The sequence below is a fragment of the Buttiauxella massiliensis genome (genome assembly GCF_902500225.1).
GTDB classification, from domain to species: Bacteria; Pseudomonadota; Gammaproteobacteria; order Enterobacterales; family Enterobacteriaceae; genus Buttiauxella; species Buttiauxella massiliensis.
The window spans coordinates 451,921-465,222 of the sequence record NZ_LR722649.1 but is presented as its reverse complement, the minus strand read 5'-3'; the positions used below and the strand labels follow the sequence as shown (position 1 = coordinate 465,222).

Sequence of the window (13,302 nt, the reverse complement as noted above, 5' to 3'; positions counted from 1 at the left end):
CTCACAAGTTATATCCCACAACGGTATGGTGCAAAGACACCTGGTTTCGGCCTTTTTTGAAAGCCGCTTCCAGTTCAATTATTAACAGCGGAGGCATTGAGTGACGAGCCTGGCGGGTCACCGAGAATTTCTGTATAGCCATTATTGCTGGATCGGATATTTTCTCCCAGCCACTTCCTTCACAACTGGTAGCTCCGCGCATAAATTCCAGATTGCTACCGTTTAGTCGATAACCTGCCAATTCAGTTTCGGCATGGCTGGAAGGCTCCCAGCGCCCATTACTATTGCTATCCCATTGCAACAAAACGCATCCGCCCTCTTTGCGCAGTATCAACCCATCTCCCTGGCAGCTTCCGTGGCAATAGCCTGCTCTTTGCAACTGTTTCCCCAAACTGAACGCCAACTGCCAGAGTGACTCTTGTAGACTTTCTTTTTGATATTGCTGCAATACTGCTTGTTGCAGAGCTGGAAATAACCGTCCTGCACCTAGCAAAACAATACTACTTAATGCCATAGCGATGAGCGTTTCCAGTAAGGTGAATCCCTGCTGATTTAGCTGCATTTGTTGCTCCCTATAACCTCGCAGACACGAACTCTTCCCTGAGCCGAAAGAACAACCCGCCATTTACCAGCCATGCTTTGCAACAATATATGGCCAGGCCAGGCGGTATTTCTCAATCCATAAAATCCCACACCTGGCGTTATCTCAGTAATATCAACATCAGTAAAAGGCTGGTTTAATCGCCAGCGTTTGTCAGAATGACATTCACTGTCCTCCGCCAACTTACTGGTAAGACACCACATTTTTTCTGTTCGTTTCACTACTAACAGATGGTCTCGGTTATGCCAGTTAGCATCACTGCGTAGCTCTTCGAGCAAATTGCGGACATGCTGGGTGGTTATCCATAGCCGTTGCTGTTGCTGCCACTGTTGCCAGCCAAACAAACCGCCAGCGCCAAGTACCGCAACAATGATCATTACCACCATCATTTCTATCAGGCTAAAGCCTTGTTGTTTTATTTTCATGGCGGCAGTGTGCCAGCCGAAAAATTCTTCGCCACTGCCAAAGAACTATTTTTCGGGGTGACTCGAAGGATAGTTTTAGGGTTTCATAAGGTTGCAGAAGTGCTGGAAAGAGGCTCGCAAAGACAAAATTCAGGCAAAAAAAACCGGCGCACAAATGGCACCGGTTATGGCAGGCTGTCAGTCGTCAGATAGCGACTGGCGCTTTGATCGCAGGGTGCGGATCGTAGCCCTCGATTTCAAAATCTTCGAAACGGTAATCGAACAGTGATTCAGGTTTACGTTTAATCACCAGTTTTGGCAGAGCCCGTGGCTCACGGGTTAACTGCAAGCGAGTTTGCTCGAGGTGGTTGCTGTACAAATGAGTATCGCCACCGGTCCAGACAAAATCACCCACTTCCAGGTCACATTGCTGCGCCATCATATGCACCAGTAACGCATAGCTGGCGATATTAAACGGCAGGCCAAGGAAGATGTCACATGAACGTTGATAAAGCTGGCAGGAAAGCTTGCCGTCAGCCACATAGAACTGGAAGAACGCATGGCATGGTGCCAGTGCCATTTTATCCAGCTCACCCACGTTCCACGCCGAAACAATAATGCGGCGTGAGTCGGGATCGTTTTTAAGCTGGTTAATCACAGTGGTTAACTGGTCAATATGGCGGCCATCTGGCGTTGCCCAAGAGCGCCACTGCTTGCCATACACAGGGCCAAGGTCGCCATTTTCATCTGCCCATTCGTCCCAGATAGAGACGTTGTTTTCATGCAGATATGCAACGTTGGTTTCCCCCTTCAGGAACCACAGTAGTTCATGAATGATGGAGCGTAAATGGCAGCGTTTAGTGGTAACCAGCGGGAAACCATCTTGCAAATTGAAGCGCATCTGATGACCGAAAATCGACAGCGTACCGGTGCCAGTGCGGTCATCTTTTGGAGTGCCGTTTTCCAGCACATGTTTCATCAAATCAAGATACTGTTGCATGTTTCCTCACGAAAGCTGTTGCTGTGGACGACGACGATACGCCCAAACCATCATTACCACACCGGCGACAATCATCGGAATCGAGAGGATTTGCCCCATGCTGATGTACTGCACCCACGCACCGGTAAACTGTGCATCCGGCTGGCGGAAGAATTCAACGATAATGCGGAAAGCACCATAGCCAATCAGGAACAGGCCGGATACAGCCCCCATTGGGCGCGGTTTACGGATGAAGACGTTAAGAATGATGAACAGCACGATACCTTCCAAAACCATCTCGTAAAGCTGAGAAGGATGACGTGGTAAGACACCGTAGGTGTTAAACAGCGACTGCCATTCAGGATGTGTAGCCAACAGGCCAACGTCTTCACTACGGGAACCAGGGAACAGCATCGCCCACTGGAAGTTTGGATCAACACGGCCCCACAGTTCACCATTGATGAAGTTGCCCAGGCGGCCTGCGCCCAAACCAAATGGGATCAATGGTGCAATAAAATCAGCAACCTGGAAGAAGTTGCGGTGAGTACGGCGCGCGAACCAAATCATCACGCAGATAACACCAACTAGCCCGCCGTGGAAGGACATACCGCCATCCCAGACTTTAAACAGATACAGTGGGTCAGCAAGGAAGGATGGCAGGTTGTAGAAGAAGACATAACCAAGGCGCCCGCCGAGGAATACCCCGAGGAAGCCAGCATATAGCAGGTTTTCGACTTCGTCTTTCGTCCAACCGCTACCTGGCTTATTGGCGCGACGACCTGCAAGCCACATAGCAAACACGAAACCAACCAGGTACATCACTCCGTACCAGTGCAAAGAGACTGGCCCGACGGAAAAAATCACCGGGTCAAATTCAGGGAAATGCAGATAGCCACTATTCATCTGTCACCACAAACCATTGTTACCCCACCGAAAGTCGACGATGGGTTGCAAGTACGCATCTGTGCGGATGCGCTCCGAAAGCAGCGGATCATAGCACAAAGGGCTCAAGGATTAAGTCGGTGAAGTTGTAAAAGATATGTAATGCCCTTCATACTTCGAGCCGCGGCTGTGTTGGCTGCAACTCGAATTATTTCGGCATGAATAAGGTATGAGAAAGAAGAGCGGCGCCAGCAACTAACGCCCGCCGCGAATCAAACCGCCCATTCCACGTCGTTCCATGAAGGACGCAACCTGATGGCGCACTTCTGTCGATAATTGAGCTTCCAGGCTACGCTGCGCAAGCTGTTGTGTCTCTTCCAGGCTAATGTGGCGCAACAGATATTTGACGCGAGCCACCGAGCGGCCGTTCATCGATAAATGGCGATACCCCATACCCACCAGCAGTGCCACGCACATCGGGTCACCCGCCATTTCACCACATAAACATAGGTCAATACCGTTACGTTCCGCCTCTTTCGCAATGTGGCTCAACGCACGGATCATTGCCGGGTGAAGACTGTCATACAGGCTTGCAACACGAGTGTTATTGCGATCGACGGCCAGCAAATATTGCGTCAGGTCGTTGGTGCCCACAGAGATAAAATCAACGCGGCTGGCAAGGTGCCCCATCATGAATACCATCGACGGGACTTCAACCATCACACCAATACGCGGCTTAGGTAGCTCATAACCCAGTACCTCTTCCACTTCGCGCCCGGCACGGTCAATCAGGCGGCGTGCCTCATCAATCTCGTCGATGCTAGTGATCATCGGTAGCAGAATGCTCAAGTTACCCGTGGCAGCGTTAGCACGCAGCATAGCGCGCACCTGCACGAGGAAAATCTCAGGTTGGTCAAGCGTGATACGGATTCCCCGCCAGCCCAGACATGGATTTTCTTCACTGATAGGCATATACGGCAATTGTTTATCCGCCCCAACATCAAGCGTTCGTAGTGTGACCGGTTTTTCGTTAAACATCTGCAACATGCCCTGATATTGGGCGACCTGTTCTTCTTCTGACGGGAAGCCGCTTTGCAGCATGAACGGGATTTCGGTGCGGTATAAACCGATTCCGTCGATACGACTGCCAAGTTGCTGCTCATGCTCCGGGCTCAGACCCGCATTCAGCATGACTTGCACACGCTCACCACTTTTCAGTACAGCCGGGCTATCAACGCCGTCTTCAACCAGAAGAGTGAGTTCATTCTCTTCGGTGATAAGCCGTTGGTATTCCTGCAACAACACTGTTTCAGGGTCAACCAGCAATTCACCCCGATAGCCATCAACAACCAATGTGCGCCGATGCAGCACAGAGGGTTGAATATCAGCTCCCATGACGGTTGGAATGCCCAACGCCCGCACCATGATTGCAGCATGCGAGTTCGCAGCACCATCACGCACAACAACACCAACCAGGCGGTTTTGCGGCAATTCAGCAAGCGTGGTTGCAGATAGCTCATCAGCCACCAGCACAAAGCGTTCAGGCCAGGTATTTGGGCTCTGAATGTTGTCATCAAGATGGAATAGCAGACGTTGACCGAGCGTGCGGAGATCGCCCGCTCGTTCTTTTAGGTAGCTGTCGCTGAGGCTTGCGAATTGCTCTGCAAATTTTTCGATGACTTTTTTGACTGCCCATTCTGCCACCGACCCTTTATCCACCTCTTCGAATAGTTCACGACGAAGTCGGGCATCGGTAAGTAGGTGAGAATAAAGGTCAAAGATGGCCGCAGTTTCTTTCTGAGCTCCCGCTGCAAAGCGTTTGCTATAGCGGCGAAATTCGTTGGAAGCCTCTTCAAGTGCTGCAGTCAGACGTTCACGCTCAAGTGTCGTATCGAGTGTAGATGCCTCCGACACTTGCTCCATTAAAGGGAGTGTCGAATCCATCCAACCTTCGGCAATTGCTACACCCGGAGATGCAGGCAACGCACGAATACGCGTTTGGCGATATTGACCAAATAAGGCAGCTAGCTGTGATTGAGAGAGGATTGCCGCCATTTGTGTGGCGAGCGTAACGAGGAAAGACTCCTCGCTTTCATCATATTGCCGGTGCTCACGTTGTTGTACTACCAACACACCCAGCAACTGGCGACGCTGGATGATAGGGACACCCAAGAAGGCGCGAAAACGTTCTTCTTTTACTGCAGGTACATATTTAAAACTTGGGTGCTTCTGCGCATCAGCAAGGTTTATCGGCTCTGCAAGACGCCCAACCAGTCCGACAATGCCTTCATCAAATGCGAGTGTAATGGTGCGACCACGTGGCTTTTTAAGGCCACGTGTTGCCATGAGATAAAAGCAGCGCCTGTCATGATCTGCGAGATAAACCGAGCATACCTCGGTATCCATCGCAAGGCAGATGTCTGTAACCAAAATATCCAGCGCCTCATTGAGGCGCGGGGCACTGGCAACCTTCTCGACTATTTCTCGCAGACGGGTAAGCATTTTTCGCGTGACTTAACCTCTTTTACGTCGCCATGCAGGCGCGTTATTACGTGGTGGCGCAACTTCCTGTAGCGGCATTACGACGCTTGCAAACTCTTTCATCACCCGACGATAAACATCGCGTTTAAAGGAGACGACCTGACGAACCGGATACCAATAACTAACCCAACGCCAGCCATCAAACTCTGGGGTACTACTGGTTTGCATATTGATATCGTTATCGCTACTGATCAACTGCAAGAGAAACCATTTTTGTTTCTGGCCGATACAAACCGGCTTTGTGTCCCAACGCACCAAACGTTTAGGTAACTTGTAACGTAACCAGTTTCGGGTCGAGGCGAGTATTCGGACATCTTTTCGCTGTAAACCCACTTCCTCGAAAAGCTCCCGGTACATTGCCTGTTCCGGGGATTCGCCAGGATTGATGCCACCTTGCGGAAACTGCCAGGAATGTTGACCAAAACGCCTGGCCCACATTACTTGACCCTGCCGATTACAGATTACGATACCAACATTCGGGCGGTAGCCATCATCATCGATCACCGGACTACCTCAAAACAAACTTAGATTAGGGCGATTGTTTCATACAAGCGCTAGACGGTAAACCACTGTGTAACGGTTCTCAGAAGGAATAACATTTGAATAACTCACAAAATATGACCGAGTTATAAACATTAACGTGGATGGGCCTCGCAGTTTATTCACTTTTTCTGTGGATATAACTGTGAAGAACTACCTTATACACTCGGGACAACTTAGGATAACTCCTGAAACCCACTAAAAATATGAAATAAAATAATCAATATATTCAATACAATAAAGATATAATGAATAACTTACAGCCCAGTAATGTGATGATCATCACACATGAAGATCTCACACTGATGAAAGATCGACCAATGACGTTTTTATCCACAGATTGTGCCAACAAGTTAGTCACAATCTGGTGAAAAAATGGGTTTAACCCCCAGTCAAGGCTGTAAATCGAACCAGTAGTGAGCTTTTTTATCACTTATCCCATTTTTCTGTGGATAACCCGGTGTAAGATCCTGTTCACTCCCGGTGACCAGAATGGGAAAAGGTTTTTTCCAAATTAAAAAACGATAAGTTTTAATCTTAAAAGTTATTAAAAATCAGTGCATTGTCATTCTTATCCCCGGCACGCTAAACTATCTTTATATCGCGGGATAATTACGCTTACTTTTTGAACAGCCAGTAACAAGACAACATGCAAACACTCAGTCCCTTACTTAACCCTCCAGAAAACGAACAGATATTACTGACTCAAGCTCAGAAGCTGGCTGGCTATACGCTAGGTGAACTGGCTGCTTTAGCCAGATTGCCGATCCCAAAGGATCTCAAGCGCGACAAAGGCTGGATCGGTGTTTTGCTCGAACTATGGCTGGGTGCCAGCGCTGGTAGCAAACCTGAACAAGATTTCGCAGCATTAGGAATTGAGCTGAAAACTATCCCTGTGGATAGATTTGGCCGCCCGTTGGAAACTACTTTTGTTTGCGTGGCCCCGCTCACCGGCAACACAGGGGTGACGTGGGAAACCAGCCATGTGCGCCACAAATTAAAACGGGTTCTGTGGGTTCCGGTTGAAGGAGAGCGGCAAATTCCCCTTGCTCTGCGTCATATCGGCACCCCTTTGCTGTGGACTCCTTCCGAGGAAGAAGAGCAGCAGTTGCGTCAGGATTGGGAGGAGTTAATGGATTTGATTGTGCTCGGCCAGGTTGAGCGCATCACCGCACGACACGGAGAAGTGTTGCAGTTACGCCCCAAAGCCGCCAATAGCAAAGCGCTAACCAATGCATTCGGTGCTGATGGCGCGCCAATTCTTACGCTCCCGCGCGGTTTTTATCTGAAAAAGAACTTTACCGCCGCTTTACTGGCTAATCATTTCTCGTTGTAGCACCAATTAATTTGTGTCCTGCGTTCAGCTCGCGTTTATAATTGGCGTTTTATAATTTCTGGCAGGGCTTTAAATGTTGTTTGCATGGGTTACCGATCCTAACGCGTGGATGGCGCTAGGGACACTGACGATTCTAGAAATCGTTCTGGGTATCGACAATATCATCTTCCTCTCACTTGTTGTGGCGAAGCTGCCTAAAGCGCAGCAAGCCCAAGCGCGCCGCCTGGGACTGGGGGCTGCGATGATTATGCGTCTGGTGTTACTGGCGTCTATCGCCTGGATGACGCACTTAATTCACCCTCTTTTTTCCGTGATGGGCCATGCGTTCTCGGCACGAGACCTCATTTTGACATTAGGTGGCGTGTTCTTAATCTGGAAAGCGAGTAAAGAGATTCACGAGTCCATTGAAGGTGAAGAGGAAGGAATAAAAACCAACGTTCACTCCTTCTTTGGCGCAATTGTGCAGATAATGCTGCTGGATATTATCTTCAGTCTGGATTCCGTCATTACAGCCGTTGGCCTGTCCGATCATCTGTTTATTATGATGGCTGCTGTGGTGATTGCCGTAATGGTGATGATGTTTGCTGCAAAATCGATTGGTGATTTTGTAGAACGTCACCCTTCGGTGAAAATGCTGGCGCTGTCATTCTTGTTGCTGGTCGGTTTTACGCTGATTCTTGAAGGCTTCGATATTCATGTGCCAAAAGGTTACATCTACTTTGCTATGTTCTTCTCAATTGCGGTAGAAACGCTAAATCTTATTCGCAACAAAAAGAACCCGCTTTAATCGTCTCGGGGGAAGCATTCTCGCTTCCCCGCTGTTTCTTTTAAGAATTTACTGCTTACTTTTAACGGTTGCCCGAGTTATTACTAGACTGTATATGTCATTCCATACCACACGAGGCGAATAACGATGAAAAAATGGGCAGTTATAATTTCCGCTGTCGGTCTGGCATTTGCGGTTTCAGGTTGTAGCAGCGATTACGTGATGGCAACCAAAGATGGCCGTATGATCCTGACTGATGGTAAACCGCAAGTCGATGACGACACCGGTTTGGTTAGCTATCGCGATCAGCAAGGCAATGAGATGCAGATTAATCGCGATGATGTTTCACAAATTATCGAACGTTAGTAAATACAGCGTATAAAGGTCAGCGCCTCGCTGGCCTGTAACACTTTTTCTTCACATTCCCCCTTCCGCTTTTGCCTCCCTTCTGCCATGTTTATACCCGTCATACTTCAAGCTGCATCATTGTTGGCTACGTTTATTCACCCGAATCACTTACTTATGTAAGCTCATCGGGATTCATTCACTTGCCGCCGCGATGCAGCTCGAATTATTTTGGTTATTAGTCAATTTTTTGTCGGGTGCTTGCCTGACCGATAAGACAGAAGAATAAGGAAGGCGGCTATGCAATATCACCGTATCCCCCACAGCTCTCTTGAAATAAGTACGCTAGGGCTGGGAACCATGACGTTTGGTGAGCAAAACAGCGAAGCCGACGCTCATGAACAACTCGATTACGCAGTCAGCCAGGGTGTTAACCTGATTGATGTCGCAGAAATGTACCCTGTGCCACCTCGCCCGGAAACCCAAGGCTTAACAGAAACCTACGTCGGTAACTGGCTAAAGCAGCGCGCGAATCGCGAAAAACTGATTATCGCCACAAAAGTCAGTGGCCCAAGCCGCAACAACGATGCCGGCATCCGCCCAAATCAAATGCTGGATCGCAGAAATATTCGTGATGCGTTAGATGCCAGCCTGAAGCGTTTGCAAACCGACTATATCGACCTTTATCAGGTTCACTGGCCACAACGTGTCACCAACTGCTTTGGCAAATTGGGGTATACGTGGACCGATAACGCTGTACCGGTCACCCTGCTTGAAACCCTGGAAGCACTCACGGAGTTCCAGCGTGCTGGGAAAATCCGCTATATCGGCGTCTCCAATGAAACACCATGGGGCGTGATGCGTTATCTGCAACTTGCTGAAAAACATGATTTACCGCGCATTGTCACCATTCAGAACCCATACAGTCTGGTGAACCGCAGCTTTGAAGTGGGGCTGGCAGAAATTACTCAGCGCGAAGGTGTGGAGTTGCTGGCTTACTCCTGTCTGGCGTTCGGTACGCTGACCGGTAAATATCTCAACGGAGCTAAACCTGCTGGCGCTCGCAACACGCTATTTAGCCGGTTCACTCGTTATAGCGGCGAACAGACTCAGCATGCCGTTGCCGCCTATGTTGATGTTGCTAAGCGACACAATCTGGACCCAGCTCAAATGGCTCTGGCGTTTGTTCGCCGTCAGCCGTTTGTTGCCAGCACGCTGTTAGGTGCCACCACACTTGAGCAGTTGAAAACTAACCTTGAGAGCCTGCATCTGGACTTGACCGAAGACGTACTTGAAGAGTTAGAAGCGGTGAACCGGATTTATACTTATCCGGCACCGTGATGTAGAAATATCCTCTCCCCCAGGGAGAGGATAAAACTATTTCTGCCGAATCTGCCAAACCCACAGCCAGCCAATCGCGAGCGCAAACACGGCACCAAAACCAATTCCAATTCCGACTATCGGCGCGCCGGTTTTTACCGCCAGCGAATAAAGCCCCAGCATTAGCAACATCGCGGTATTTTCGCCGAGATTCTGCACAGCAATCGCATTCCCTGCGCCGACGGAATGTTTGCCGCGTTCCTGAAGCAGCGCATTGAGCGGAACCACAAAGAACCCGCCCATAATACCAATCAGCACCAGCAGCATATAAGACGGCAGCAATGCGGTTTGCATAGCGAAGAACAGTACGCCAACGCCAATCAAAATACCGGCAGGCATACAACGCGCTACAGTTTTAAGCGTCACCAGTTTCGCCGCCGCACCGGCCCCAACGACAATCCCCACCGCCACCATCGCATTCAGATAGGTTGGCGTCGCGTTATCGGTAATACCCAGCGCCACCGGCACCCACAACACCAGCAAGAAGCGCAGTGTTACGCCTGCCCCCCAGAACAAACTGGTGCCAACTAATGAGAAACGAGTTTCACCGTTGTGCCAAAGTGTGCGACACGCCGTGAAGAAACTACGCGTCATCGGTGTAAAGCGCCATGACTGACCAGGGCGTGCAGGGGCGAGTTTCGGGATGAATAGGTTGGCAACAACCGCACCCGCATACACCAGCACGCACACACTAAGTGCCGCCACGATATGCCAGTCGGCCAGCACACCGCCAGCCATTGAGCCAAGCAATATTGCGGCAATGGTCGAAGATTCCATCAGGCCATTAGCCTTCACCAGGCGATCGCCGGTGGTTAGTTCACCAAGAATGCCATATTTAGCCGGAGAATAAGCAGCAGCCCCCACGCCCACCAGCGTATAGCCGACAAACGGGTTGAAGCCAAAACAGATAATCGCCGCTCCCATCAGCTTGAGGCTGTTGGCGAACATCATCACCCGCCCCTTGGCAAAGCTGTCAGCTATCTGGCCGACAAAAGGAGCAAACAGAATGTACGCACCGACAAAGACCATCTGCAAAACAGGCTGGCTCCAGTCGGGGTAGAACTGTTGTTTCAGTACCGCAAGCGTGGCAAACAGCAGTGCGTTATCGCCAAACGCCGATAGAAACTGCGCGCCGGTAACTGCCATCATACCTCTGGACCAGATTGAGGTATCGTTCACGGCATTATCATGCATTCTGTGTCTCCGGCTGGTCTACCAGCGCTTTCAGGCTGACGTAATCGGGTTTACCGCTACCTAACACAGGCAACTGTTTCAGGAAGCGAATATCGCGCGGAATAGCCAGCTCTGGCACACCATTTGCGCGAGCATATTGCAGCAGTTTTTCGCGGTTAAGTTCGTTATCAGTGGTGAACATCACCAGTGCCTCACCCTTTGCTACATCCATTTTGATGACGGTTGCATGCATTTTTTCTGGAGAAACGCCGAGTGCCAGTTGCTCTACCATTTCCAGCGAAACCATTTCACCGGCAATTTTTGCAAAGCGTTTCGCTCGTCCCTGAATCACACAAAAACCGTTTTCATCAAATTTGACGATATCACCCGTGTCATACCAACCCGGTTCAACTTCACCCAGCGCATTTTCAGCACTCGGCGCTTCTAGCACACCAGGATTTTCCACACGCAGATAACCTTTCATGATGTTCGGCCCCTTCAGTTGTAGCCGACCACCATCTTCAATACCAGGAACCGCCATCAGACGGGCATCCATCGCCGGGAGAATGCGCCCCACAGTGCCGACTTTCGCCGCCATTGGAACGTTGATGGAAACCACTGGTGCGCACTCCGTTACGCCGTAGCCTTCAAGAATGCGCAGGCCGAATTTGTCCTGCCAGATTTGTTTGGTGCTTTCCTGAAGTTTTTCCGCCCCCGCCACGACATATCGCAGACGGTAGAAATCATATGGATTAGCAAAACGAGCATAGTTGCCAAGGAACGTAGAAGTGCCAAACAACACAGTACAGTTACGGTCATACACCAGTTCCGGCACAATTCGGTAATGCAGCGGGCTTGGGTATAGAAATACTTCCGCGCCGGTAAATAGCGGTGTGAACAAACCTACCGTCAGGCCAAAAGAGTGAAATAACGGCAGCGCTGACATAAAGCGGTCATTGGCGGTGAAATCTGCAATCGTGCGAATTTGCTCGACGTTTGCCAGCAGGCTTTTATGGCTATGCACAACACCTTTTGGGTTCCCTTCGGAACCGGAAGTGAACAGCACCATCGCAGCATCTTCTGGCTGCTGTTTTACCTGCGCAAGATGCGGCACGAATAAATGGCCGAATATCCACAGTTTATCGCTAAGCGTCACATCTGCTTTTAAATCTTCCAGGAACACCCAACGCACCTGCGTGAGTTGCTCCGGGAGGTGCCATAGTTTGCCTTTATCGAGGAACTGGCGCGAAGTGAAAATCGTTTTGAGCTGTGCTGCCGTAATCGCGCTGGTCAACCCTTTCACGCCAGCGGTGTAGTTCATCATGGCAGGAATTCGTCCGCGCGATGAAGCACCAAAAATAACAGCGGCGGTTATTGCCGCATTCGGCAACATCAGCCCGATGGTTTCGCCCGGCGCACTGTATTTATTCAGGATGCGTCCAACAAACAGCGTTTTGGTCAGCAAGCTACGATAGGTATCAGGTTTGAAATTAATGTCTTCGATGCAGTTTTTACGGTCACCATAGCGGTACTGCGCGGAAAGCAACGCTTCGAACAATGTCTCACGAGGGCGCACCGCCATACGTGCTTCCATCATTATCTGGTGCAGCATTTCTCCGGCCATTTTGCGGCGATCGCGGGCACGTGGTGCATCCGGCATCGCAACTGAAGTGGGTGGCAGAATGTGCAGATTAATTCGCGGGAATAAGCGGCGTTTGACCAATCCTTTCAGGCGGCTGAAAAATGTCAGTTCGGCACCGTCAATGCGAATAGGGATAACAGTCGCATTAGATTTAGCGGCAACAAACCCTGCGCCCTCATAGATTTTCATCAATGAGCCACTCACCGTGATGCGCCCTTCCGGGAAGATGACAACCGGCCTGCCCTGCTCAACCAGGCGAACCAGATGCTTAATCGACATCGGTTTTGTTGGGTCAAGCGGCACAAAATCAATTAGCGATTTTAACCAACGCATATACCACTGCTGGCTAATCGATGAGTACACAGCAAAAACCGGACGCCCCGGTAAAAACAACGCCAGTAAAATTCCGTCAATAAAGGAGACGTGATTGGGGACAATCAGAACGCGTGATTGGGAAAGAAGTTGTTGATCGCCATGAAGTCGCACCCTGAACAGAATACGAAAAAGCGTACGGAAAAAACCAAATAGCATAGCAACTCCCTTTGTCATTAATGAACCGCAGGCAATTAAGTGTAGCGGCAGATTACATGACTAACTGCATAGGAGCGAGAGTCGGAATGTGTGTAAAGTCTGAAAAAAAGGCAAAAAAAACCTGCGCATCTGCGCAGGTCGGTGCAAAAGAATTGTACTTAACAATGTAACTAGAATTCTCA

The 13,302-nt window shown here is 49.8% G+C and carries 12 protein-coding genes; 4 read left to right on the top strand and 8 right to left on the bottom strand.

What is annotated here, in order from left to right; genetic code table 11:
• Position 1 precedes the first annotated feature (1 nt).
• From GC128_RS04375 to rppH, 6 genes are all read right to left on the bottom strand, one after another.
• Complete coding sequence (locus GC128_RS04375; RefSeq protein WP_151993257.1) at positions 2 to 562, bottom strand: prepilin peptidase-dependent protein; 561 nt, start codon at positions 560 to 562, stop codon at positions 2 to 4.
• The gene (locus GC128_RS04370; RefSeq protein ID WP_151993256.1) at positions 553 to 1,026 is read right to left on the bottom strand and encodes a prepilin peptidase-dependent protein; all 474 of its coding nucleotides are present in this window, start codon (positions 1,024 to 1,026) and stop codon (positions 553 to 555) included. Before GC128_RS04370 ends, GC128_RS04375 begins: the two co-directional genes overlap by 10 nt.
• A 184-nt stretch (positions 1,027 to 1,210) precedes the next feature.
• Positions 1,211 to 2,005, bottom strand: a complete 795-nt coding sequence (gene thyA, locus GC128_RS04365) for a thymidylate synthase (RefSeq protein ID WP_151993255.1) — start codon at positions 2,003 to 2,005, stop codon at positions 1,211 to 1,213.
• Positions 2,006 to 2,011: 6 nt separating this feature from the next.
• Positions 2,012 to 2,887: a prolipoprotein diacylglyceryl transferase gene (lgt, locus tag GC128_RS04360; protein ID WP_151993254.1), complete on the bottom strand. Its 876-nt coding sequence runs from the start codon at positions 2,885 to 2,887 to the stop codon at positions 2,012 to 2,014.
• Positions 2,888 to 3,121: 234 nt separating this feature from the next.
• On the bottom strand, positions 3,122 to 5,368 hold the full coding sequence (gene ptsP / locus GC128_RS04355) for a phosphoenolpyruvate--protein phosphotransferase (RefSeq protein ID WP_151993253.1): 2,247 nt from the start codon (positions 5,366 to 5,368) through the stop codon (positions 3,122 to 3,124).
• A gap of 12 nt (positions 5,369 to 5,380) precedes the next feature.
• A complete protein-coding gene (rppH, locus tag GC128_RS04350) occupies positions 5,381 to 5,911 on the bottom strand; it encodes an RNA pyrophosphohydrolase (protein WP_034457550.1) in 531 nt (176 codons plus the stop codon).
• A gap of 685 nt (positions 5,912 to 6,596) precedes the next feature.
• Between rppH and mutH the strand changes: the two genes are divergently transcribed.
• From mutH to GC128_RS04330, 4 genes are all read left to right on the top strand, one after another.
• Positions 6,597 to 7,283: a DNA mismatch repair endonuclease MutH gene (gene mutH / locus GC128_RS04345; protein WP_151993252.1), complete on the top strand. Its 687-nt coding sequence runs from the start codon at positions 6,597 to 6,599 to the stop codon at positions 7,281 to 7,283.
• A gap of 73 nt (positions 7,284 to 7,356) precedes the next feature.
• The gene (locus GC128_RS04340; protein ID WP_151993251.1) at positions 7,357 to 8,070 is read left to right on the top strand and encodes a TerC family protein; all 714 of its coding nucleotides are present in this window, start codon (positions 7,357 to 7,359) and stop codon (positions 8,068 to 8,070) included.
• Positions 8,071 to 8,196: 126 nt separating this feature from the next.
• A complete protein-coding gene (locus GC128_RS04335) occupies positions 8,197 to 8,415 on the top strand; it encodes a YgdI/YgdR family lipoprotein (RefSeq protein ID WP_034457556.1) in 219 nt (72 codons plus the stop codon).
• Positions 8,416 to 8,694: 279 nt separating this feature from the next.
• Complete coding sequence (locus GC128_RS04330; RefSeq protein WP_151993250.1) at positions 8,695 to 9,735, top strand: NADP(H)-dependent aldo-keto reductase; 1,041 nt, start codon at positions 8,695 to 8,697, stop codon at positions 9,733 to 9,735.
• A 36-nt stretch (positions 9,736 to 9,771) separates the two neighbouring features.
• Here the strand turns inward: GC128_RS04330 and lplT are convergent, their stop codons facing one another.
• Positions 9,772 to 10,968: a lysophospholipid transporter LplT gene (gene lplT, locus GC128_RS04325; RefSeq protein ID WP_151993249.1), complete on the bottom strand. Its 1,197-nt coding sequence runs from the start codon at positions 10,966 to 10,968 to the stop codon at positions 9,772 to 9,774.
• Entirely contained in the window at positions 10,961 to 13,120 is a 2,160-nt protein-coding gene (gene aas, locus GC128_RS04320; protein WP_151993248.1) for a bifunctional acyl-ACP--phospholipid O-acyltransferase/long-chain-fatty-acid--ACP ligase, read from the bottom strand. The genes lplT and aas overlap by 8 nt, the downstream gene beginning before the upstream one ends.
• Positions 13,121 to 13,302 lie beyond the last annotated feature (182 nt).